This window comes from Lederbergia citrea, from assembly GCF_018343525.1.
Lineage (GTDB): Bacteria > Bacillota > Bacilli > Bacillales > Bacillaceae_C > Lederbergia > Lederbergia citrea.
Genome location: NZ_JAGYPH010000004.1, coordinates 287,733 through 311,760, shown reverse-complemented (window position 1 = coordinate 311,760; position 24,028 = coordinate 287,733). Strand labels below are relative to the sequence as shown.

The following is a 24,028-nucleotide window of genomic DNA, read 5'->3' as shown; positions in this document are numbered from 1 at the left end:
TGCAGCTAAGTTTTTTTAGAGGTGGGATTAAGAATATGAAAATCGGTTTAAGTACATATAGCTTACTAGGTGCACTAAAAACAGGCGAAATGAATGTTCTCGATGTTGTTCAATGGATTGCGGACAATGAAGGAGAGCACATGGAAATTGTTCCATACGGATTTACATTAGTCGATAATCTTGAACTTGCCGATGCGGTTCGCAATAAAGCGGAAGCAGTGGGCATTGAACTATCAAACTATTCCATGCCAGCTAACTTTGTTCAAGAGACCGATCATGAATTTGTGGCAGAAGTGGAAAGGTTAAAGAAACATGTGGATTTGATCCATCGTATGGGTATTAAACATATGCGCCATGACGTAACGGCATTTACACTTCCCCCCGAAAAAATAACAATTGAATCGTTTGAAAAAAATTTACCATTAATGGTAGAAGGAAGTAGACAAATCGCGGATTATGCCGCTGAATTTGGAATAACTACAACGATTGAAAACCATGGTCAATGTGTACAGGCAAGTGACCGAGTTCAGCGCGTACTGTTAGAGGTTGATCGTCCTAACTTTAAAACAACTTTAGATGTCGGAAACTTTATGTGTGTTGATGAGGACCCAATTGTTGGGGTTAAGAGAAACTTACCTTTTGCATCGCTCGTTCATTTTAAAGATTTTTATGTCCGCCCATATTTCCATGATCCAGGGAATGGTGATTGGTTCAAAACGGCGAATGGAAATTTCTTAAGAGGTGCGATTGTTGGACATGGTGACATTAATATTAGAGAGATTGTAAAACTTATTAAAGAATCTGGATATGATGGCTATATTACAGTTGAATTTGAAGGAATGGAAGACTGTAAGAGAGGATCTAAAATAGGAATGGATAACTTAAGAAGATTTTGGAATGAGGTTAAATGATAAGATTCTAAAGGGACGGATATATCTACATGCAAAAACCGGATGTTAAATAGTTGTAGCATTAACAAAGAAGGAATTTATTCTTCTTTTTTAATGCTAATTTAATATATTCGTAAAAAGAAAAGTAATAAAATCAGGAATAGTTAAAAAATTAATTGACCTATTGATCAATTGTTTGTTATTATTCTGTTATCGGTAACAATTATCTTTTACAATATTATTATAAGGTTATTTTTGAAAGGAGATTACAAAATGTCTGAACGGACTTATCAAGAAGGAATAACGTCTATCGTCATGGACGAAAAAGATAATGTTGCAACCTTACTAAAAGATTTTAAAAAAGGTGAACTTTTGACATATACGAAAGAAGGAAAAACTTTCGAGATAGCTTTAAAACAAGACATAAATTTTGGTCATAAAGTGGCGATTACTAATATTCACCCTCATGAAGAAGTGATCAAATATGGAGAAGTCATCGGTGCTTCCACTATTGAGATTCAAATTGGAGAGCATGTACATGTTCATAACATCGAAGGCATCAGGGGTCGAGGAGATAAAAAAGAAGGAGGTAAAGAACATGCAAACGTTTAAAGGGTATCGGAGGGAAAATGGCAAAATTGGCATAAGGAATCATCTTTTAATTCTTCCGACAGTTGTTTGTGCGAATCAAGTTTGTTCAAGAATTGAACAACAAGTACCGAATTCTGTTGCCATCCCTCATCAACACGGGTGCAGTCAAGTTGGTTCAGATAAGGAAAGAACGCATAAAGTGCTTGTCGGTATGGGGAAAAATCCAAACGTTGGAGCAGTATTGATTGTCAGTCTTGGCTGTGAAGTCATCAATGCCGAAGAAGTAAAAGCTGAAATTGAGACTACTGGTAAACCAGTTGTATGGATTGATATTCAAACTGAAGGCGGTTCCATTAAAACGATACAAAAAGGGATTGAGGAAGCTCAAAAACTGATGAAGCTCATTGAGGATACTCCAGTAGAAGATGTACCTGTTTCAGAACTGATCGTAGGCGTGAAATGTGGAGGATCTGACTTCACTTCCGGTTTGTGCAGTAATCCTGCACTCGGGAAAGCGGCTGATCTCATTCTTGGTGAAGGTGGAACGATTGTCATGGGTGAAACAACCGAAATTATTGGAGCTGAACACCTCGTTGCCGCCAAAGCAGTGAATCAAGAAGTGAAAGATAAACTATATGAAAGTATTAAACAATTTGAAAATGAAATCGAGCGCATGGGTGTTGATATGCGTGGTGGGAATCCAAGCCCAGGCAATATTGAAGGCGGTTTATCTTCCATTGAAGAAAAATCACTCGGATGTATTAGTAAAGCTGGTACAGCTCCACTTGAGGGAGTAGTTGATTTTGCTGACGAAATTCCGGGGAAGGGCTATTATTTTATGGATTCTCCAGGAAACGATATTGAGTGCGTAACAGGTATGGCAGCAGCTGGAGTTCATGTCGTTTGTTTTACAACAGGCAGAGGGACCCCGACAGGGAATCCAATTATCCCTGTCATTAAAATAACTGGAAATGAACTTACTGCAAAACGGATGGCAGATAATATGGATGTAGATACAAGTGCTGTTTTGCAAGGGAAAGAAACATTAGATGAAGCTGGTAACAAGATTCATCAATTTATCCTGGATGTAGCGAATGGTGAACAAACAAAAGCTGAGATTTTAGGGCATGCCGAATTTAGTATTAGCAGAATTGGAATTAGCTTGTAGGGGAGGAATACATTATGAAAAGACTTGAAAACCGTGTGGCCTTAGTAACGGGTGGCAGTCGGGGTATTGGAGCGGCCATTGTGGAAAGACTTGCAGAAGAAGGGGCACATGTTGCGATTAACTACACATCTCCAAGTTCCTTTGAAAAAGCTGAAGCATTAAAAAATGAAGTCCAAGAGAAGTTTAATATTCGTGCAATCGTTGTCAAAGCTAATGTCGGAGTTAAGCACGAAGTTGACCAAATGATCGACGAAGTGGAAGAGAAGCTTGGATTCATCGATATTCTTGTGAATAACGCTGGTATCGCACCATTCGAACCATTTATGAAGCTATCTGAGGAAAAATGGGATCAAACGTATCAAACGAATGTAAAGTCCATTTTCCTTACATCTCAAAGAGCAGCCAAGAAAATGATCGAAAAACGGTACGGTAAAATCATTAATATTACATCAACGGCGAGTTTACTTGTGACGAGCCCTGTCATTCCGCATTATATTTCATCGAAGGCTGCAGCCAGTCATTTGACGAAAGCTTTAGCGATTGAGCTAGGAAAATATAATATTAATGTAAATGCAGTTGGACCAAGTACGGTTGCAACGGATATGTGTCATGATTATTTGCAAGATGAAGAGATTCTTAAAAAGGAAATCCAGGCTAACCCAATGAAAAGACTCGGTACTGAAAAGCAAATCGGCGATGCGGTCGTCTTTTTAGCGTCTGATGAGGCAATGCAAGTGAACGGACATCTACTCATGGTAGATGGTGGTCTAACGGTAAAAGCCGCTCAGCCAGAAGACCATATGGAAGCGGAACGGGAGTTAATATTATGAGATTAGACGGTAAAATAGCATTAATTACTGGTGCTGGCAGCGGCATTGGAAGAGCTACTGCACTTCTTTTCGCTGAAAAAGGTGCGCATGTGATTGTAAACGATGTACATCAAGAAAATGGTGAAAAGACGGTTGAAGAGATTACTAGTCAAGGTGGAAGTGCATCATTCTTTCATGCTGATGTGACGATCCCTGAATCGGTACAAGCTCTTGCAAACTATGTCATCCAAGAATTCAAACAGATTGATGTTTTATTTAATAATGTTGGAATGAGCAATGTTGGTCGTTTAGACGAGGTTGAACCGGAAGTATGGGATAAAGTCATGAGTGTGAATGTAAAAGGGGTCTTTTTACCATCTAAGTATATTATTCCCCATATGATGGAAAAGAAGAGCGGATGTATTATTAATATGTCTTCCTGTGCCGCTGAAATGGGCTTATCTCAAAGAGCGTTATATTCTGCGACTAAAGGAGCGATTCTCTCACTGACAAAGGCGATGCAAGTGGACTATGCCCCTTATAATATTCGCGTGAATGCATTACTTCCGGGAACGATTATGACACCATTTGTAGAAAATTACTTAAAAACATCGTACAGCGATCCTACGGAAGCAATTGACAAAATTAAGACAAGACAGTTAAGTGGTGAATTAGGAAGACCAGAAGATGTGGCAAGTGCGGCTCTATTTTTAGCATCTGACGAGTCGAAATTTATGATGGGATCTCCACTTTATATTGATGGTGGAGTTATATTCGGAAAGAACGCATAATAGCTAAAACATTTAAAGGAGAAGATTAATATGAAACTATTAACTTTCGAAGATAAAGGTGTACATAAACTAGGGGTAAAAACGGAACAAGGAATTATTGATGTTTCAGCTTCAGCAAAGAATGGTGTTAATTTTGATATTCAAACAGATATTATGTCTGTTATTGCTGGAAATAAAGCTGAAGTTTCGAATCTTCAAGATTTTATCGATCATGCAATGACAGAAAAGAAAGCTGTATTTGTAAATGAGGATGAAATCACTTGGGGACCTAGCGTAACAAAGCCCCACAAGATTATTTGTGTAGGATTAAATTACCGAAAACATGCAGATGAAACGAACGCTCCATATCCTGAAGTACCAATCCTATTTAATAAGTTTGATAACACGTTAACTGGCCATAAAAGTGAAATTCCAGTTCCAAAAGTAACGAAAAAATTAGATTACGAGGTAGAATTAGGCATCGTAATTGGAAAGAAAGCAAAGTATATTTCAGAAGACGAAGCGCTTGATCATGTGTTTGGTTATTGTGCAGTGAATGATCTATCAGCTCGTGATTTACAACTTAGAACGCCTCAATGGTTACTCGGAAAAACATGCGATAAATTCAGTCCGGTAGGTCCTTACTTAGTTACAGCAGATGAAGTAGGAAATCCTAACGATCTTTCCTTAAAAACATATGTAAATGGCGAAGTAAGACAAGATTCCAACACATCCGATATGATTTTCAATTGTGCTGAAATCGTCAGCTACATCTCTCAATATATGACACTCGAGCCAGGGGATATTATTTTGACGGGAACACCTGAGGGGGTAGTGCTAGGTCTTCCGGAGGATCAGCAAGTATATTTACAGCCGGGTGATGAAGTAACGGTGGAAATCGAAAAATTAGGTTCACTTACAAATTACTTTGTTGAGGAAAAGTGATTAGCTATGCTTAAGGGAATACCTTCTATTATTTCACCAGATTTAATGAAAGTACTGATGGAGATGGGGCATGGTGATGAAATCGTATTGGCAGATGGGAATTTTCCGTCTGCCAGCCACGCTCAGCGCTTAATTCGTAGCGACGGGCACGGCATACCTGAACTATTATCTGCTATTCTACAGTTTCTGCCGTTAGATACATATGTCGAACATCCTGTTGGGGTTATGGCTGTCGTTCCGGGTGACACCGTTCAACCAACGATTTGGAAAGAATATGAAAATATTATACATGAGCATGAGCGTTCATTCCCTATCGAATACATCGAGCGATTTGAATTTTATGAACGCACAAAAAAAGCCTTTGCTGTTGTCGCAACTAGTGAAAAAGCGCTTTATGCAAATATAATTTTGAAAAAAGGCGTAATCTAAATATTTGATTAGACAAGGTGAGGAATATGGAAACAACAAAACTAGCACTCCCGACAGAAGCGCAAATTGCGTGGCAAAATCTTGATCTAGGAGTCTTTTGTCACTTCGGTATTAATACTTTTTGTGATCAAGAATGGGGAGAAGGGAAAGATTCTCCGGAATTATTTAACCCGAAGGAATTAGATGCAGCCCAATGGGTGAAGCTTGCCAAAGATGCCGGATTTAAATACTTTATATTAACTGCTAAGCATCACGATGGATTTTGTCTCTGGCCAACCGCAACCACAGACTACTCGGTAAAATCGAGCCCGTGGAAAAATGGGCAAGGTGATGTCGTTCGTGAGTGCGCTGAGGCTTGTAAAAAAGAAGGAATTCATTTTGGAATTTATTTATCTCCTTGGGATCGTCATGAACCATGTTACGAAGATGTCGAAGCATATGATGATTTTTACAGCGAACAGCTCACAGAACTATTGGCACAGTATGGACCAATTGTGGAAGTCTGGTTTGATGGGGCTGGGTCAGAAGGCAGAGAATATAACTGGGAAAGAATGATCGGGATCGTAAAAAAACATCAACCTGATGCAATGATTTTTAATATGGGACAGCCGACCATCAGATGGGTAGGAAATGAAGAAGGTCTAGCGCCATATCCTTGCTGGAATACGGAAAGTGCAGCGAAAATTAGTATGTTTTCAGATGAAAAGGTTAACTGGCTTCCTGGCACACCAGATTGGCTCCCTGCTGAATGTGATGTTCCGATCCGCAAGCTACACTGGTTTTGGCATCCAAACGATGAAGATAGCTTACGATCCTTGGATGAATTGATGCATATTTATTACAATTCTGTTGGACATGGAACAAACTTATTATTAAATGTTTCACCTGATGACCGCGGATTGATACCTGAGATTGATGCCGAGCGCCTATTGGAATTCGGCGCTGAAATCAAAAGAAGATTTTCTCATCCTTTAGGAAGCGCATCAGGAACCGAAAAAGAAATAGAATTAACATTAGAAAATGAAACTAGCATTGATCATGTTATCTTAAGGGAAGACATTACTTTCGGTGAGCGAGTACGGAAATTTGAGGTCGAAGCTTACATTAATGGAGAGTGGATTTCAATAGTGGAAGGTACGGCCATCGGCCATCGCTATATTAAACAATTTACACCCGTAAAAACAAAGAAGTTGAAATTAAAGGTGATGGAATCAGTTGAATCTCCAAAAATCATAGAGTTTGCATGCTACTATGCTGACGTAGAAAAATAAAGAGATTGTAAAAGGCGAGCTAATAAAATTTATGGTTCGCCTTTAAAAAAATCACATATATCAAAGTATAAAATTTCCCTTGATAAAACTGAAGTCATTGATATAATTATTTTAACTGGTAATGACATCATGATATAATGAACATGAAAAGAGGGAAACTATGATCACAGCAGCTTTAATTGGAGCAGGTAACAGAGGGATGCAAGCATATGGTTCATATGCTTTAAAATATCCTCATGAAGTTAAGTTTGTTGCCATTGCTGAACCAAATGGAGAAAAACGAAATAAATTTTCGGCACTTCATCAGATTGAGAGTTCAATGGCTTTCGAATCATGGGAAGAGTTGCTTGAGAAAGATAAATTTTGCGATGCTTTATTAATTTGTTCTCCGGACCGCTTTCATTACACGCAGGTCATGAAAGCGATTAAAAAAGGCTATAATATTTTACTAGAAAAACCGATGTCACCAAATCCGCAAGAAACTCTGGAAATTGCGAAAGAAGCCACTGACCAAAATGTTCTGCTTAGCGTTTGTCATGTTTTGAGATATGCACCTTTTTATCAAGAATTGAAATTATTAATTGACAGCAAAGTGATTGGTGACATTATGTCCATACAATGGAATGAGAACGTGGGCTATTACCACCAGGCTCACAGCTTCGTTCGTGGAAATTGGCGCAATACCGAAGAGTCCAGCCCGATGCTTTTACAAAAATGCAGCCATGACCTTGATATGTTGCAATGGTTAATTGGTTCAAGCTGTCAAAGTGTGTCCTCATATGGAAGCTTATCTTATTTTAAAGAAGAGAATGCACCAGAAGGTTCTACGATGCGCTGTTTAGATGGATGTAAAGTGGAAAAGGAATGCCCGTATTCAGCAATTAAATGGTACTTGCATGAACGTGATGAATGGCCAGCTAATGTTGTATCCGTTTACCCGACGATTGAAAGCAGATTAAAGGCTCTTCAAGAAGGACCTTATGGCAGATGTGTTTATCGCTGTGATAATGATGTAGTTGACCATCAAACGGTGAATATGCTGTTTGAAAATGACGTAACAGTTGCATTCACAATGAGTGCATTTACGAAAGATCAATGCCGCACATTCAAAATAATGGGAACGAAAGGCGAAATTGAAGGTAATGACTGGAAAAATGAACTGATTGTAAGAAGCTTTTCAGGAAAAACAGAAGTTATTACGCCTGAATCTATTAGTGGCGGTCATATGGGAGCAGATACGAGCATCATGAGTGATTTTATTGCCCGTGTTGAAAGAAAAGAAAAAGAAAGTTTAACATCTGCCCTTGTTTCTGCACATAGCCATTTAATTGTTTTTGCTGCGGAAGAATCAAGGCTTTCAGGTAAAACAGTTGATTTTCAAACGTATGTTAAAAGTTTAGAGAAAAGAGAAGAAGTTCCGAGCTAAGATTTCTAATATCTTGTAGTATACTAAGGTAAAACAAACGCTTTAAAGGAGAAATAAATGATCGCGAAAGACAACAGATTGCCCCTTTATTATCAACTGATGGATATTCTTGTAGGGAAAATTGAATCTGGTGAATTAAAGGAACATGACAAGCTTCCTTCCGAGCGGGAATTATGTGATCTATATAATGTAAGCCGCACGACTGTCAGGCAAACGATGCAAGAGTTAGAAAAAGAGAAATTGATCTATAAGGAACATGGAAAAGGCAGTTTCGTCTCGCCAAAGGTGATTGATCAAAGTCTCGTTAAGTTTTACAGTTTTACTGAAGAAATGAAGAACATCGATAAAGAGCCATCAACCAAAGTACTTAAATTTGAAACTATCCATTGCGATGGTAAATTGGCAAAAAAGTTGGAAACAACGGAAAATGATCTATTGTACAAAATTACGAGGCTACGGTTGGCTGACGATGAACCGATGATGTACGAAACATCTTATTTGCCCGTTAATAGATTTCCGAATTTATCAAATGCCGATTTAGAAAAAATTCCGATGTATAATTTGTTTCGCGACAAATTCGATGTAATGATTACAAAGGCGAATGAGCGATTTCAAGCAGTTATGCCAACTGATGATGAAGCACAACTCCTAAGGATCGACAAAGGAGAGCCAAGTCTCTTAATTGAAAGGACTACATTTGAAAATAACTCAGTGATCGAATATACAGTTACGATTGCAAGAGGAGACAAATTCTCGTATTCGGTTGAGTTAAAGTAGATTTTTTTCGGAATCTACTTTTGTTAACTGGTAGTGACGACACTATATGATGCTAAAAGGAAGGGATGAGAAAGAATGAAAAATTACCAAGAAGAAAAATCTCATACAATGAGAGAGATTGAACAACAGCCAGCATTATGGGCAAAAGCAGTAAAACAATTCGCTCCGATTAAAGGAGAAATGGACCAGTTTTTGCAAAATCTCGAAACGAAATATGATCGTGTAAGAGTGATTTTTACAGGTGCAGGGACAAGTGCATTTATCGGTGAAACAATTTATCCACATGTTCGCGGGGAAATTAGAAAAAGAGGCTGGGAAGCGGAATGCATTTCAACGACAAATTTAACCGCGACACCTAATTACTATTTAGATCGAGACATTCCAACTGTAATGGTCTCATTCGCTCGTTCGGGGAACAGCCCTGAAAGTATTGCGGTTGTTGAGCTTGCTGAAAAGTTAATTAATGATTTCTATGAGATTACGATTACTTGTAATAGCGATGGTGCTTTAGCAAAAAGGAAAAGAGCACAAGATGAACAGCTGGTATTGCTTCTTCCGGAAGAAGCGAATGATAAAGGACTTGCTATGACGAGCAGCTACTCAACGATGATGTTAACAGCGCTTTACTTGTTCAGTGGAGACAAAGAAAAATTTGAAAAAGATATTGTTGATGTAGCTAAAGCAGGCGAAGAAATGCTGGAAACTTGTAAAGAAGTCATTCCCCAGCTAGTAAAAGAGCCAATTTCAAAACTCGTATACTTAGGAGCGGGCGTTTTTGAAGGCTTATCACGTGAATCTGCATTAAAGTTCCTAGAGCTTACAGCTGGAAAATTCCCAACGATGTATGACACAACTCTTGGCTTCCGTCATGGTCCAAAATCAATCCTTAATAAGGAAACGATGGTTGTCGTTTACTTATCAAATGATTCATACACGAGAAAATATGATCTTGATATGTTAAAAGAGCTGTTTGCAGAAACTAATCGTGGACCACTTGTTGCGATTTCAGGAAAAGTAGATCCGGTCGTAGCAGAGTATAGTGATTTACAAATTACTAATTCCTTACTCGAAGAGAATGAAGATGTATGGCTCGCATTCCCTAATGTGATCTTTGCACAAAGCTTTGCTTATGAAAAATCTTTGCACAGCGGCATTTCTCCGGATAATCCTTCTCCAGATGGTGTAATTAACCGTGTGGTTCAAGGTGTACAAATTTACCCTTATGGGGAGGAAAATTAACATGGCAATTTCAACGAAGAATCTTTTACTAGAAGCTCAAATCGGCAACTATGCAGTGCCTGCATTTAATGTTCATAATTTAGAGACAGCAAAAGCTGTTCTTGAAACAGCTGAGGAACTGCAATCTCCTGTTCTTCTTGCCGCAACGCCCGGAACGATTAAATATATGGGTGAGGAATTCCTGGTTGGTATCATGGAAGCTTCCCGAAAAAGATACGGTATTCCTTTTGAAGTTCATTTGGATCATCATGAAAACATTGATGATATTAAGAGATTAGTAGATGCAGGTGTTCGCTCTGTCATGATTGATGCTAGCCATCATCCATTTGAGGAAAATGTAAGAATTGTTAAAGAAGTAGTGGACTATGCTTCAAAGCGTGGTGCATTCGTGGAAGCAGAACTAGGCCGTTTAAGTGGGATTGAAGACGATATGAGCGTTGATGAAAAAGATGCCATCTACACGAATCCACAAGAGGCAAGGGAGTTTGTTGAAAGAACTGGCATCGACTCATTGGCGGTAGCCATTGGCACTGCGCACGGTTTGTATAAAGGCGAGCCAAAGCTGGATTTAGATAGATTGAAAGAAATACGTCAAGTTGTTGATATTCCACTTGTCCTTCACGGTGGATCTGGACTTCCCGACGAACTTGTTCAAGAAACAATCAGAATGGGAATTTGTAAGGTAAATATTGCGACTGAATTAAAAAATGCTTTCGTCGCAAACTTGAAGCAACATTTTGTTGATCACCCTGAAGAAAACGATCCGCGCAAATATTTTAAAGAAGCAATTTCAGGTCTGAAGCAAGTTGCGGCAGATAAAATAGCGATGTGCCAGAGTGCACAGAAAGCATAGGTCGTATCAATGATTGTTACAGTCACTTTAAACCCAGCAATAGACGTTTCCTATCGTGTGCCTCGATTTCAAATTGATAAAGGTCACCGTGTAGAAAACGGGAGCAAAACTGCAGGTGGCAAAGGGTTAAATGTGTCACGTGTCTTGAAACAATTAGGTAGTGAACCGCTTTGTACCGGATTTTTAGGGGGAGGGAGCGGTGCATGGATTGAGAAAAAGCTAATTGATGAAGAACTTAAGCATTCCTTTGTTCAAATAGATGAGGAAACTAGAACATGTCTAGCTATGATTGATGAACATGGTGGAACCCAAACTGAATTGATGGAAAAAGGGCCAGTCGTGAATGAACAGGAAATAGAAAAGTTCCAAGTTTCCTTCAAACATCTCCTAGAGGAGGCGACGATGGTCGTTGCCTCTGGGAGCTTGCCAGCGGGGCTACCTCCAGATTTTTACCGTGAAATTGGTGAATGGGCTAGGGCTGCGAATATTCCATTTCTTTTAGATACGAGCGGGAAATCATTGGAATTAGGAGTCGAAGGGAAACCATTCTTGATCAAGCCGAATAAAGAGGAACTATGTCAATACACTGGTAAATCCGATCTGACTTTCCAAGAAATGATTGATGCAGCTAAAGGTATTTGTGCCAAAGGAGTAGAATATGTACTCATCTCCTTAGGTGCAGAAGGAGCATTACTTGTTGGTCATGCAATCACTTTACGTGCGGAAATCCCTGTTGTATCGGTTATAAATCCTGTAGGTTCTGGCGACAGCATGGTGGCGGGAATGGCTTTTGCCTTACATAATCATTATGACTCAGTTGAATGTTTAAGATGGGCTTGTGCCTGTGGAATATCAAATGCATTACAAGCGACAACTGGGACAATTGATCCGCAAGTTGTCCGGAAGCTATTATCTCAAATAAAGATTTCTACTTTGTAGAAAATCGAGGAAATAAAGGGTGAATTCAATGAATTATAGTGCTTGTTTTGATATTGGAGGAACTTTTATTAAATATGGAGTCGTTTCTGAAGAGGGAAAGGTTTTACTACATGGACAAACGGAAACCCCTCAGGAGGACACGCCAAACAGAATTCCTGACATCCTCACTGAAAAAATCCAATATTTTAAAACACATTATCCAATCAAAAACATAGGCATTTCATCTTGTGGATTAGTTGATGGCACCGAAGGTAAAGTCCTTTTTTCATCTAATATAAAAGGCTATTCAGGTCTTCGCTTAGCAGATATTGTAGAAGCGAGGACAGGACTTTCCGTAGCTGTTGAAAATGATGTAAGAAGCGCTTGTTTAGGTGAAATGTGGCTTGGGGCTGCTAACGGGAAGAAAGACGTTGTACTTCTCACGATTGGTACCGGAATTGGCGGAGCGATTGTCATCAACGGTCAATTAATGCGGGGGGCAGGTAATTTGGCTGGTGAGCTGGGCCATATGTCGATTGTTCATGACGGTGAAAGCTGTCCTTGTGGAGGACGTGGATGCTTAGAACGATATGCATCAACATCGGCGTTTGTTCGCTATTATCAAAACCTTGCCGGTAATCAACTAGAAGACATTAGAGGAAAAGAAATCATGGAGCTTGTGCACAAAAATGATCAGGCAGCCCTTGATGCTTATCAGCTTTTTATCGATTATTTATCGACTGGACTTGTTAATATTGCTCATTTTTATAACCCTGAAATCATTATTATTGGCGGGGGAATCACTGCGCAAGGTGATAGTTTCTTAGCTGATATTCGAGAGAGCTACAATCAGAAAGTAATGGAGCTATACAAACAGTCAACGAGACTGGAACTGGCTGAATTACATAATAACGCTGCATTATTTGGAGCTTATGCAGCAGTAAATTATAAAACTAGTAGAACAAATTAGATTCATGTTACCCATAACATGAATCTTTCTTTTGGAAGTAAAACCCATTACAGCGTTTTTAATGGTTATGCTAAAATAAAACATATCTGTTACTAGTATTGGCTTGTGAAAGGGAGTCAGAAATGTTCAATTACTTCGATAAAATCCATGTCTTCAGGAAATTCTTACTATCCTATATATTAATCCTCATCATACCATTATTGGCAAGTTTTCTAATCTATCAAATTAGCGTTCTTAAATTTAAAGAACGTGCAATGGACACTAGTAAAAGCCTGTTAAATCAAACGATCAATGTCATTGATCAGAAAAACGATGATGTAGAGAAATTTGTATACCAAATGTCATTAAATCCTGATGTGAAACAACTAATGTACCGGAATTCAAATACCGATAAAAATGTTTCTTACGATATTTATAAAGTTCGTGATAGCCTTTCTCCGTATTTGTACACAAGCACATTCTTCAGAAACTTTTATATATACTTTAATCAAATCGATGTCATTGTATCTCCTGAATCCGCGTTCATTCGACCAAAGGATTATTACAATATCCATAAGTATAATGCGCTAAGTTTTGAAGACTGGAACAAAAGTATCAACAAAACATACCTTTCGCGTTATTATCTTCCCGCTACTGAAGTGAAGATGGGGAAAAATAAAGAGTCGATTATTACGTACGTCCAATCCATTCCCTTTGATAGTAAGGCGAACCCAAAAGCGAATATTGTAATGATGATTAATGAAAAAGAAATTACGTCTTTTTTAAATAGAATTTCGTCCCGATACGCAGGAGCCGCTTTTGTATATGATGACCAAGGGAGAATAATTGCTAGCGACCATTTAGATAAAAATATGATTTCTTTTAATAAATCTTCTGGAACCTATTCCATTCAAAACAAGAAATTCATGTATATTGAATCGAAGTCCAACAATAATAATTGGACATATGCAGCAATTATTTCTAAAGAAAAACTATCAGAGGATGCAAAGTTTATCCAAACAATCAGCTCTCTGATTGCTTTTTTTACTATTATTGTAGGTATATTTATTGCGATACTTTTTTCATATAAGCAAAGTATCCCGTTAAATCGTCTTTTAGGAATTATGCCGCTGTCAGAAACAAGAAAAATAAAAGATCCATATGATTTTTTACATAGTAATGTGGAAGAAATGATCGCTAATAATGATCATCTAAAGGATCAAATCCAGAACCAACTGCCTATTTTACAAGATTCAGTAATAAGAAAATTAGTAATTGGGGAGTTACCTTCTTCAAAAGAGGCGATGATGTTAATTGACCAAGCCAAGCTTCCGTTAAAAGGGAACTTTGGCTACGTTGGCGTCGTCCAAATTATTCATATGTTAAAAGCAATGGATAAGGAAATGTTAGAAGAAATGAATGTAGCACAACTGGTGATTCAAAATGAATTAACGGACCTATTCGATGGAGAGGCGCTTTACTGTAATTTTGATGTGGATCAAGTTGTATTCCTTTTATCATACGATCATAAGCCTTCTATTCAAGAGGCACAGAAGGTAGATGAGGCGCTGGAGTCATTAATAAAGCGGTTAGAAGAGAAGTATAGCTTAAAAGTGAATATTGGTTTAGGACGTCCCTTTGAACAAAATACAGATATCCACCAATCATATGAAGAAGCGAGCATCAGTTTACCATTTATACAATCGTTGGACGACGAAGCATCAGTTTATAAATATGAAGATCAAAACCCAGAGGGAAATATTGACTATTATTATCCAATTGAGTTAGAGCTTCGTCTGATCAACGCAGTAACGAGCGGGGATACAGATGAAGTCCAAGAATTGTTCGATAAAGTTTATAGTGAAAACGTAGAACAAAGGGTGCTAACGCAATATATAGGTAATCAACTATTGGCATCCTTGAATGGTACAATCTTAAGAATTCTAGCGAAAAATACACAATTAAATCAAGTTGCAGTAGAAGATATTTGTAATCGTATTGAGGAATTGATAGGTAAAAAAATAGATTTTAAAGAGGATTTCAAACATATAAGAGGAATTTTTACAGAAATTACTCAGAGTATTCATGAAAGAAAGTTTGTCGGTGGCCAACAAGTTATTTATAAATTGAAAGAATGGATAAAACAGAACTTCAGTGATCCGGATTTAACGTTGTACAAAATAGCTGAAGGTGTTGGGTTTCCGGAGAAAATGGTCCCATCAATATTTAAAGAACATGTTGGAGTAAATATTTCAGATTATATAGAAGACGTCCGAATAACCTTCGCAAAATCAAAATTAATACAAACAAATGAATCAATTGAAGACATTGCGGAACAATCGGGATATAATAGTGCTCATTCCTTTAGAAGGGCTTTTAAAAGAAATACTGGATCTACGCCTTCAGAATATCGAAAAATGATGAAAATTGTAGAAGAATAAGAAAACTATCCGCTTACATTTAATTGTACTATGTTATTTTATTGTACGTTATATTATTCAAACATCGCCCAAACCCTTGATGATATAGGGTTTGGGCGATGTACGTTTGTGAAAAAAAGTAACTTTTCTTTTTTTTTCTATTCAATTATGATAGCGGTAACACAGGAAACCGGATGGTTATAAAATCCTCCGATGTTTTGTGAAAGCGCTCGATAAATGGGGGGGTAATATGAAAGCAAGTACAGTGAATCAACCAGGTATAAAAAAAGTAGGTGTTAAGAATACTACTATTTCTAGAACATCTGCGTGGAAAAAAATTAGGAAACACTGGCAGCTATATTTTTTAGTTGCGATCCCATTAGTTTTCTTAATTACATTCAAGTACGTTCCGATGGCTGGTATTGTAATCGCTTTTAAAGATTACAGCGTTGTAAAAGGAATTGCTGGAAGTGATTGGGTAGGGATGAAGTATTTTAAATACTTCTTTGATAGCCCGAATTTTGCTTTATTAATAAAGAATACACTTGGATTAAGTATTTACGGTTTAATTGTAGGGTTTATATGTCCAATCATTTTGGCTTTAGCCTTAAATGAAGTAGCAAATGCTCGCTTCAAAAAGTTTGTACAAACGGTTACATATGCACCTTACTTTATCTCTACTGTAATTATGGTTTCGATTATTATTCTATTTTTATCCCCTTCAGCTGGATTAATAAACAATATTCTCGGTTTTTTCGGAATCGAAGCTAAAAACTTTTTAGGGAATCCAGCTTATTTCAAATCGATCTATGTTTGGTCTGATGTTTGGCAAAATACCGGGTACGCAACCATTATTTATTTAGCCGCACTAGCTGGGGTGGATACAGAATTATATGAAGCTGCCAAGGTAGATGGTGCAAATAGATTCCAGAAAATTATGAATGTAGACATTCCAGGGATCATGCCGATCATCATTGTGTTGTTAATTCTAAATGTTGGTAACATCATGTCGTTAGGATTTGAAAAAATCTATCTATTACAAAATCCATTAAATATCAATTCTTCCGAAGTAATTGCGACCTATGTATATAAAGTAGGATTGCTTGGAGCTAACTTTAGCTTTGCAGCAGCTGTAGGTTTATTCAACTCTATAGTCAACTTCATTTTGATTATTTCAGCTAACTCTATTTCTAAACGATTCTCGTCATCTAGCTTATGGTAGGAGGGAAGCACATGAAATCCATTGCAAATACAAGAATAAGAGAATCGATGATCGATCGTATTTTTATAGGAGCTATTTACATTTTCTTAAGTTTAGTTTTAATAGCCGTTTTATATCCGCTAATTTATATTGTTAGTGCTTCTTTCAGTAGTCCATCAGCTGTGACAGCCGGTCGCGTATGGCTACTTCCGGTAGATCCGACAATATTAGGGTACAAAACGATATTTAAGAACCCGCAAATTATTCAAGGGTTCTCGAATTCATTGTTCTATACAGTTGCAGGAACATTTATTAGTGTAAGCATAACGATTATGCTAGCATACCCACTTTCTAGAAGAACGTTTTATGGACGTAAATTCATTATGCTATTACTTGTGTTTACGATGATTTTTGATGGCGGGTTAATTCCTTTGTATCTAGTTGTGAAAAACTTGAATTTAATTGATACAATCTGGTCATTATTATTGCCTTCCGCACTTGCCGTTTTCCAAGTAATTATTGCTCGAACGTTCTTCCAATCAACCATTCCGGAAGAATTAGTAGAAGCAAGTGAAATGGATGGCTGCAGTGACATAGGTTTTATCTTTAAGGTTGTTTTACCTTTGGCTAAGCCAATCATTGCCGTTCTTGTGTTGATGTATGCGGTTATGAAGTGGAATATGTACTTTGATGCATTGATCTACTTAAAATCAGAAGAGTTGTTTCCACTTCAAATTATCTTAAGAAGCATCTTAATCTTGAATGCAGATACATCAGCAAATATTCAAGAAATGTTGAAAATGCAAGGGTTAAAAGAATTAATGAAATACTCCTTAATTGTAGTTTCAAGTTTACCAGTATTAGTTTTGTATCCTTTCGTACAGAAGCATTTCGTTAAAGGAATGCTAATTGGTTCTGTAAAAGGTTAATTAAAGTGAGAAGAGTTTTCTAAGACCCGTAACGTTGGTAGTTTAATAAAACGTTAAGAAAAAAAAGGAGATGTTTTTATGAAAAAATTAGCATTAATGAGCCTTACGCTGTTATTATCAGCGGCCTTGTTTTTAGCAGGATGTGTTCCTAGCAAGAACCAACCGTCAAGTGGTAAATCAAATGAGAATTCAGATCCAAATGGTCCGGTTGAGGTAACTATCTTTACACCAAAGTTTGCTGATTCTAAGGATTTTAGCGAAAATGAGTTTACAAAAATGGTGGAAGAAAAATTTAATATGAAAATAAAGTGGGAGTATGCCAACCAAGATGCGGCAAAAGAAAAACGTCAATTGTCATTAGCTAGTGGTGACTATCCAGATGCTTATTTGTTAGTAACATGGATTGATAATATTTCAAAAGTAGAAGCACAAAAGTATGGTAAAGAAGGCGTCTTCCTACCTTTAAACGACCTAATTAAAGAACATGCACCGAATATTCAAAAGGGAATGGAAGAAGTTCCTTATTTAGAAAAAGGCATGACAGCTCTAGATGGTAATATTTATGGATTGCCTTTATTAGGCGAATGTTACCATTGTTCAAGATACGGAAAAATGTGGATCAATACAGAGTGGTTGAAAAACTTAAATTTAGAAATGCCTAAAACAACTGAAGAATATAAGAAAGTATTAGAAGCATTTAAGAACGACGATCCAAATGGAAATGGTAAGAAGGATGAAATCCCATTGAGTGGAGAAAGTACAATGGTAGGAGATAACCCAATCCAATTTTTAATGGGTGCTTTTATACCTAATAATGGGAAGAATTATATTAACGTTAACGATGGTAAGCTCTCATTAGGTGCAATGCAGCCTGAATGGAAAGACGGACTAAAATACGTTCAATCATTATACAAAGAAGGTTTAATCGATCACGGTACATTCACTCAAAATGCAGAAGCTTTAAAACAATTGGGGACTCCTGAAGGTGAAGCAAAACTGGGGGCGTTTGCGGCAAGTCACTCTGCCATCGGTGTAGATTTAAACTCCGAACATTCAAAGCACTATGATGTTGTTCCTCCTCTAAAAGGTCCTGATGGCGCACAGTATACATCATCTGATTATGGCAGTGTAAATAATTTTGCTTTCGCAATCACTGATAAGGCGAAAGGGAAAAAAGCCGAAGCGTTAATAAAATTAGCAGATTACTTGTATTCAGAAGAAGGTACAGTTGCAATGACATATGGAAAAGAGGGTGTTCATTGGAAGAAAGGTGGTCCAGAGGACATCGATTTAAATGGCAAACAGGCAAAATACGCAATTATTCCTCAAGATCCTAATATGAAAGAGGAAGATAAAGTTGAATACGCGTGGGGAGAAAGAGGTCCAATATTACAAACTAGAGCTCTTAGAGACTCAATTGGTACGGCAACGGATGAATGGTCACCAGAAGGTTTTGAACGAAGATTATTCAACGCTACGAAAAAATATGATGGATTTGAACCGGAAGAACAATTTAATGCCCAAGCAGCTTGGATTGCCCCTGAAGATGCGGAAGAAGTTGCATTATTACAAACGAATATTAATAAATATATCGAAGAAAACATGGTGCAATTTGCTACAGGTTCAAAAAATATTGATAAAGAATGGAATAGCTATATTGATGGCTTTAAAAATTTACAAGTCGATCGTTATTTAGAAGTCTATCAAAAAGCATATGATTTTGAGAAAGAATAATTAAACATAATAAAAAAAATACACTGAGGTCTTGTACTGATGTGTATTCTTTTTTTGAAGTGAAATTGATTAAGTATAGAGGTGCCATAAATGACACGAATCATTGATGTAAAAGATTACGGCGGAGAAGCAAACTCTATAAAAGATCATTCTCCAATTGTTTATTCTATGTTACAAGAAATAAAACAAATAAAAGACGATATTATAATTTCTTTTCCAGAAGGAATCTATCATTTTTACCCTGATCATGCACCGAAAAGAGCTTTTCATACGTCGAATACGGATACAATACGTCACCCTGTGAAAACAGTTTGTTTTTTAATTGAAGAACTGGAAAATGTGACGATTGAAGGGAATGGCTCCATGTTTATTTTTCATGGAGACGTCATGGGATTGGGGATTTTCCATTCGAAAAATATCCATATTCAAAATTTATCATGGGATTATGAAGTTTCAACCCTATCGGAATTAATGGTACAAAGTACAGGTGAAGAACAGGAACTTTTTTATGCAGACTATTACCTTGAAGAATATATTCCCTATGAAGTAAGTGAAAATGGGCAGTCATTTTACTGGTTGAGTGAAAAGAGTCCTTATTCAAAGGAATATTATTGGAAAGAAGAAGGCTCCAAAAATGATATGGTAATTGTCGGATTCGACGAAGTGAGTGGAGTAAAAAGAAGGTTTGCGGTCAATGAAGGACCATTTGCAAATACACGCTTAAAAATTGAGGAATTAAGCAAAGGGAAGATTCGTATTTATTATGATCAAGCTCTTCCAAGCGCCATTGCTCCTAATCGAGTATTTGAATTTTGTAAAGTAATTGACCGCAATACGGCAGGAGCCCTTATTTGGGAAAGTGAAAATATTTGTTTATCAAATGTAACGATCCATTATTTGCATGGTTTTGGCTTTTTAGTTCAAATGAGTGGCGATGTTTCTTTTGAGTCGGCTCAATTCATTCCAAATACCGCTATGGGGAAACATGGGTCAAGCTTCGCCGATTCTATCCATGTTTCGGGAGCCAAGGGGAAAATTACGATTAATGATTGTACTTTCGAACATCCACATGATGATCCCATTAATATCCACGGTACGTTCACGAGGGTACAAAAAATAATCGATGAAAAGTCACTGGAGGTCATCTATGCACACCCGCAGCAAGCTGGATTCCCGCAATATCATATTGGTGATAAAGTCGTATTTTTTAATCGAGCGACAATGGGGGATGAATTCGAAGAAGAGTATGAAGTGACTAATGTTGTTCATCCCGGAAAAGATGGAAATGACCTGCAAACGATGCAAGTAACAGTGAATAAAAAGCTGCCATTTGAGCGGGTTAAAAATGAGGATAATGAATTTTTATATGTCATGGAGAATGTGACTTATACACCAGAAGTCGTGATTACTAATAATAAGTTCGCCCATGTTCCGACAAGAGGAATCCTCTGTACAACACGCCAGAAAGTGTTAATTGAGAATAATAATTTCCAAAATATTACGATGAGTACGATCTTTATTTCAAATGATTCGAATGATTGGTATGAATCAGGTCCTGTTAGAGATATGACTATTCGTGGAAATACATTTCGCGTGACCCCTGTGGATGATTGGAATTATCGAAAACCTGCAATCTATATTCACCCGATTGCATTAGGAGAGAAAAATTCTCCCGTTCCGATTCACAAAAATATTACGATTGAGAACAATATATTTTACATGCATCATGAATATGTAGTTTCAGCAGAGAACGTAGAAAACCTAATTATCCAAAATAATAAGATTGTGAATATGCGCAGCAACAAGCTAGACAAAGAAAATAAAAAGAATGTATTTTTTGAATTTGACACATGTAAGAACGTAGTAATATCAAATAACACATATCAACGTCTGCAACAGGTCTATGCTAGAATGAAGCGGATGCATGAAAGCGATTTAATGATTGTCGAAGATTTAACGATGGTACTGGACTCAAATGTTCTAGTAGACCGATAGAAATGAGAATATACAATAACGAATAGAATGGGAGATTGCCAATTGAATCTTTTATCGTATAAAAAAGCGGCCAATTTTTGGACAGAAGCTTTGCCATTAGGGAACGGAAGATTGGGAGCGATGCACTTCGGAGGTGTCGAGGTTGACCAATTTCAGTTAAATGAAGATACATTATGGTCAGGTCCTCCTAATAGAGAAAAGCAGTATGATGACAGGGAATCCCTAGAAAAAGTAAGAAAACTGATTGATGAAGAAAATTATGAAGAAGCAATAGATGAAACAAAAAATATGTTTGGTCCGTTTACTCAAGCGTATATGCCACTTGGGAATCTAAAAATTCAATATCTTCATGGGGATGTAGCCCGTAAGTATGAAAGAACGTTAAATATTGAAGAGGCCATATCCTCTGTAAAATATACAGTAGGAAAAGTGGAATACACTCGGGAAGCCTTTATTTCCCATCCCCACCAAGTGTTAGCCATTCAACTGACTAGTTCAGTTGAAAAAAGTTTAAACGTAAATATCACATTAGATAGTTTATTAAAATATAGAACCTTAAACTCAGAAGAAGAAGTGGTATTACAAGGAATTTGCCCAGAAGTTTGCGCACCGACATATTTCCATGAGAATGAGCAACCAATCATCTATGGTGAGTTTGGCGAAACTAGAGCGATTCATTTCGAGGGTAGATTAGGTGTAGTAGTAGAAGATGGGCAAGTAGATTCCGAGAATGGAAGACTTTCTATTCAAAATGCTTCGAAAGCAGTTCTCTATTTTTCAGCTGCTACATCATTTAACGGTTTCGATCAATTACCCGGGAAATATTTTGGCGAATTGACTCGAAAAAACGAAGAGATTCTTGCAAAAGCAATGAGTTTTTCTTATGAGCAATTAAAAGAGGAACATGTTCAAGATTATCAGAATCTTTTCAAGCGTGTGGACTTCTCGTTAGATTATGATAAACCGCAAGAAGAACTTGATACGGATGATAGAGTGAGAAAATACGGCGCTGATGATTTGGGAATGTCCGAGCTACTTTTCCAATACGGCCGCTATTTATTAATAGCATCTTCAAGAGAAGGTACACAGCCTGCAAACTTACAAGGAATTTGGAATGACTTAACACGCGCTCCTTGGTCATCCAATTATACGTTAAACATTAATGCAGAAATGAATTACTGGCCTGCAGAGGTGACAAACCTAGCTGAGTGCCATCGTCCATTGCTAAAAGCAATCGAAGAACTCTCGGTTAATGGCGAGAAAATGGTAAATGAAAGATATGGATTAAAAGGGTGGACGGCGCATCATAATACAGATTTATGGAGACATGCCGATCCTGTAGGGGATGACCGCTACGGAGATCCAGTTTGGGCGTTCTGGCCAATGTCCGGTCCATGGTTATGCCGACATGTATGGGAGTATTACTCGTTTTCTCAAGATAAAGCATATTTAGCCGAAGAAGCATTTCCTTTAATGAAAGGTGCTGCGGACTTTTGTTTAGATTGGCTGATTGAGGATGAAAACGGCTATCTCATTACATCGCCTTCTACTTCACCTGAACATCTTTTTTTCGCTGATAATGGTCAAAAAGGATCGGTGACAAAAGGTGCAACGATGGATCTGCAAATCATCTGGGACTTGTTTACGAATTGTATTGAAGCAGCGGCAGTACTCGATATTGATGATGCATGGGTTCAACAAGTCAAAACAGCGAAAGAGCGCCTGCATCCTATGCAAATCGGTAAATATGGACAACTACAAGAATGGTTGATTGATTATGAAGATGTCGAGCCACATCACCGCCATGTATCCCATTTATATGGCGCCTACCCGGGAAATCAAATTACTGAGGGACCATTCATGGACGCTGTGAAACAATCGTTAAATAGACGTGGAGATGAAGGAACTGGCTGGAGTCTTGGCTGGAAGATTTGTCTTTGGGCTAGATTGAAAGACGGAGAGAGAGTAAATGAGTTATTTAAGCAGTTATTTAACATTGTAGAAGCTAAAAGAGAAGTGTTTGTAGGCGGGGGAATTTATCCAAACCTACTTGGTGCACATCCACCTTTCCAAATTGATGGAAATTTCAGCTACACAGCAGGAGTAGCGGAGATGATTATTCAATCCCATAAAGGTTATGTTGAATTATTACCAGCCCTTCCTTCCACATGGTTAAAAGGATCGTTAACTGGCATTCGTGTCCATGGAGGTTTTGAGGTAAGTGTATCTTGGGATAAGATGCAGGTCAGCTTGTTAGAAGTAACTTGTAACACCGAAAATCCATTTATTTTCAAGTCTAGTGAATCCGTCATCGTTCGCGAAGAAGGTAAAGAAGATAAACGAATCGATCCTGTTGATGGATTAATTGAAATTGAGATGAATAAAAACCAAAAGTATCAGTTTGTATTTAAATAAATATAAAAGGCACTTTTCTAAGAGATTGTTGCTTTTAAAGCAATAACTGTTGTATGTAGGTTGATTGGAGCGAAAGTGCGAGACTCCTGCGGGAGCAGCGGGACAGGTGAGACCCCAAAGGCGTTTACGCCGAGGAGGCTCTTGGAAAAGCGAAAGCGCCTTGACCAGCCCCGACAAGCATAAGACATATTACGTAGTGGCTGCCTTTCAGCCACGAAGTAATATGCCTTATGACCTCGAGGGGCTAGGAGCTGTAGCTGGACAAACCGCCCGCCCCGCGGAAAGCGAGCAACTGGAGC

At 37.7% G+C, this 24,028-nt stretch carries 20 protein-coding genes; all 20 read left to right on the top strand.

The features are described from left to right. Window positions 1–35 precede the first annotated feature (35 nt). The 20 genes from KHA88_RS18635 to KHA88_RS18540 all read left to right on the top strand — a co-directional run bounded on the left by KHA88_RS18635 (window position 36) and on the right by KHA88_RS18540 (window position 23,729). A complete protein-coding gene (locus KHA88_RS18635; protein WP_213099552.1) occupies window positions 36–911 on the top strand; it encodes a sugar phosphate isomerase/epimerase family protein in 876 nt (291 codons plus the stop codon). Window positions 912–1,163: 252 nt separating this feature from the next. Beyond that, entirely contained in the window at window positions 1,164–1,502 is a 339-nt protein-coding gene (locus tag KHA88_RS18630; RefSeq protein ID WP_213099553.1) for a UxaA family hydrolase, read from the top strand. Beyond that, window positions 1,489–2,649 carry a UxaA family hydrolase gene (locus KHA88_RS18625; RefSeq protein WP_213099554.1) on the top strand — a complete coding sequence of 387 codons (1,161 nt, stop codon included), beginning with the start codon at window positions 1,489–1,491 and terminating at the stop codon, window positions 2,647–2,649. The genes KHA88_RS18630 and KHA88_RS18625 overlap by 14 nt, the downstream gene beginning before the upstream one ends. Window positions 2,650–2,663: 14 nt before the next feature. Then, entirely contained in the window at window positions 2,664–3,479 is an 816-nt protein-coding gene (locus KHA88_RS18620) for an SDR family NAD(P)-dependent oxidoreductase (protein ID WP_213099555.1), read from the top strand. Beyond that, complete coding sequence (locus tag KHA88_RS18615) at window positions 3,476–4,249, top strand: SDR family NAD(P)-dependent oxidoreductase (protein ID WP_213099556.1); 774 nt, start codon at window positions 3,476–3,478, stop codon at window positions 4,247–4,249. Before KHA88_RS18620 ends, KHA88_RS18615 begins: the two co-directional genes overlap by 4 nt. Window positions 4,250–4,279: 30 nt before the next feature. Then, a complete protein-coding gene (locus KHA88_RS18610) occupies window positions 4,280–5,173 on the top strand; it encodes a fumarylacetoacetate hydrolase family protein (RefSeq protein ID WP_213099557.1) in 894 nt (297 codons plus the stop codon). Between the two features lie 6 nt (window positions 5,174–5,179). After that, window positions 5,180–5,602 (top strand): L-fucose mutarotase, encoded by a 423-nt coding sequence (gene fucU / locus KHA88_RS18605; protein WP_213099558.1) that lies wholly within the window; start codon window positions 5,180–5,182, stop codon window positions 5,600–5,602. Between the two features lie 26 nt (window positions 5,603–5,628). Next, window positions 5,629–6,873 carry an alpha-L-fucosidase gene (locus KHA88_RS18600; protein WP_213099559.1) on the top strand — a complete coding sequence of 415 codons (1,245 nt, stop codon included), beginning with the start codon at window positions 5,629–5,631 and terminating at the stop codon, window positions 6,871–6,873. A gap of 160 nt (window positions 6,874–7,033) precedes the next feature. Next, window positions 7,034–8,299 carry a Gfo/Idh/MocA family protein gene (locus KHA88_RS18595; protein ID WP_213099560.1) on the top strand — a complete coding sequence of 422 codons (1,266 nt, stop codon included), beginning with the start codon at window positions 7,034–7,036 and terminating at the stop codon, window positions 8,297–8,299. 57 nt (window positions 8,300–8,356) lie between these two features. Further along, complete coding sequence (locus KHA88_RS18590) at window positions 8,357–9,076, top strand: GntR family transcriptional regulator (protein WP_213099561.1); 720 nt, start codon at window positions 8,357–8,359, stop codon at window positions 9,074–9,076. 75 nt (window positions 9,077–9,151) lie between these two features. Continuing rightward, complete coding sequence (locus KHA88_RS18585; protein ID WP_213099562.1) at window positions 9,152–10,315, top strand: SIS domain-containing protein; 1,164 nt, start codon at window positions 9,152–9,154, stop codon at window positions 10,313–10,315. 1 nt (window position 10,316) lies between these two features. After that, window positions 10,317–11,168, top strand: coding sequence for a tagatose-bisphosphate aldolase subunit GatY (locus tag KHA88_RS18580; protein WP_213099563.1), 852 nt, complete (start codon window positions 10,317–10,319; stop codon window positions 11,166–11,168). Between the two features lie 9 nt (window positions 11,169–11,177). Further along, a complete protein-coding gene (gene pfkB, locus KHA88_RS18575; protein WP_213099564.1) occupies window positions 11,178–12,107 on the top strand; it encodes a 1-phosphofructokinase in 930 nt (309 codons plus the stop codon). Between the two features lie 28 nt (window positions 12,108–12,135). Then, window positions 12,136–13,056: an ROK family protein gene (locus tag KHA88_RS18570; protein WP_213099565.1), complete on the top strand. Its 921-nt coding sequence runs from the start codon at window positions 12,136–12,138 to the stop codon at window positions 13,054–13,056. A gap of 122 nt (window positions 13,057–13,178) precedes the next feature. Beyond that, window positions 13,179–15,476: a helix-turn-helix domain-containing protein gene (locus KHA88_RS18565; RefSeq protein ID WP_213099566.1), complete on the top strand. Its 2,298-nt coding sequence runs from the start codon at window positions 13,179–13,181 to the stop codon at window positions 15,474–15,476. Window positions 15,477–15,705: 229 nt separating this feature from the next. After that, window positions 15,706–16,677 carry an ABC transporter permease gene (locus KHA88_RS18560; RefSeq protein ID WP_213099567.1) on the top strand — a complete coding sequence of 324 codons (972 nt, stop codon included), beginning with the start codon at window positions 15,706–15,708 and terminating at the stop codon, window positions 16,675–16,677. An 11-nt stretch (window positions 16,678–16,688) separates the two neighbouring features. Beyond that, complete coding sequence (locus KHA88_RS18555) at window positions 16,689–17,585, top strand: carbohydrate ABC transporter permease (protein WP_249308731.1); 897 nt, start codon at window positions 16,689–16,691, stop codon at window positions 17,583–17,585. A gap of 78 nt (window positions 17,586–17,663) precedes the next feature. After that, window positions 17,664–19,319 carry an extracellular solute-binding protein gene (locus tag KHA88_RS18550; RefSeq protein ID WP_213099568.1) on the top strand — a complete coding sequence of 552 codons (1,656 nt, stop codon included), beginning with the start codon at window positions 17,664–17,666 and terminating at the stop codon, window positions 19,317–19,319. 90 nt (window positions 19,320–19,409) lie between these two features. Next, window positions 19,410–21,314 carry a right-handed parallel beta-helix repeat-containing protein gene (locus KHA88_RS18545; RefSeq protein WP_213099569.1) on the top strand — a complete coding sequence of 635 codons (1,905 nt, stop codon included), beginning with the start codon at window positions 19,410–19,412 and terminating at the stop codon, window positions 21,312–21,314. 42 nt (window positions 21,315–21,356) lie between these two features. Then, on the top strand, window positions 21,357–23,729 hold the full coding sequence (locus tag KHA88_RS18540; protein WP_213122625.1) for a glycoside hydrolase family 95 protein: 2,373 nt from the start codon (window positions 21,357–21,359) through the stop codon (window positions 23,727–23,729). The last annotated feature ends 299 nt before the right edge of the window (window positions 23,730–24,028 follow it).

Coding starts and splice junctions, on each gene's coding strand:
- KHA88_RS18615 (WP_213099556.1), top strand. CDS start 3,476: ATGAGATTAGACGGTAAAATAGCATTAATTACTGGTGCTGGCAGCGGC.
- pfkB (WP_213099564.1), top strand. CDS start 11,178: ATGATTGTTACAGTCACTTTAAACCCAGCAATAGACGTTTCCTATCGT.
- KHA88_RS18630 (WP_213099553.1), top strand. CDS start 1,164: ATGTCTGAACGGACTTATCAAGAAGGAATAACGTCTATCGTCATGGAC.
- KHA88_RS18600 (WP_213099559.1), top strand. CDS start 5,629: ATGGAAACAACAAAACTAGCACTCCCGACAGAAGCGCAAATTGCGTGG.
- fucU (WP_213099558.1), top strand. CDS start 5,180: ATGCTTAAGGGAATACCTTCTATTATTTCACCAGATTTAATGAAAGTA.
- KHA88_RS18590 (WP_213099561.1), top strand. CDS start 8,357: ATGATCGCGAAAGACAACAGATTGCCCCTTTATTATCAACTGATGGAT.
- KHA88_RS18565 (WP_213099566.1), top strand. CDS start 13,179: ATGTTCAATTACTTCGATAAAATCCATGTCTTCAGGAAATTCTTACTA.
- KHA88_RS18555 (WP_249308731.1), top strand. CDS start 16,689: ATGAAATCCATTGCAAATACAAGAATAAGAGAATCGATGATCGATCGT.
- KHA88_RS18585 (WP_213099562.1), top strand. CDS start 9,152: ATGAAAAATTACCAAGAAGAAAAATCTCATACAATGAGAGAGATTGAA.
- KHA88_RS18550 (WP_213099568.1), top strand. CDS start 17,664: ATGAAAAAATTAGCATTAATGAGCCTTACGCTGTTATTATCAGCGGCC.
- KHA88_RS18610 (WP_213099557.1), top strand. CDS start 4,280: ATGAAACTATTAACTTTCGAAGATAAAGGTGTACATAAACTAGGGGTA.
- KHA88_RS18570 (WP_213099565.1), top strand. CDS start 12,136: ATGAATTATAGTGCTTGTTTTGATATTGGAGGAACTTTTATTAAATAT.
- KHA88_RS18580 (WP_213099563.1), top strand. CDS start 10,317: ATGGCAATTTCAACGAAGAATCTTTTACTAGAAGCTCAAATCGGCAAC.
- KHA88_RS18560 (WP_213099567.1), top strand. CDS start 15,706: ATGAAAGCAAGTACAGTGAATCAACCAGGTATAAAAAAAGTAGGTGTT.
- KHA88_RS18595 (WP_213099560.1), top strand. CDS start 7,034: ATGATCACAGCAGCTTTAATTGGAGCAGGTAACAGAGGGATGCAAGCA.
- KHA88_RS18620 (WP_213099555.1), top strand. CDS start 2,664: ATGAAAAGACTTGAAAACCGTGTGGCCTTAGTAACGGGTGGCAGTCGG.
- KHA88_RS18545 (WP_213099569.1), top strand. CDS start 19,410: ATGACACGAATCATTGATGTAAAAGATTACGGCGGAGAAGCAAACTCT.
- KHA88_RS18635 (WP_213099552.1), top strand. CDS start 36: ATGAAAATCGGTTTAAGTACATATAGCTTACTAGGTGCACTAAAAACA.
- KHA88_RS18625 (WP_213099554.1), top strand. CDS start 1,489: ATGCAAACGTTTAAAGGGTATCGGAGGGAAAATGGCAAAATTGGCATA.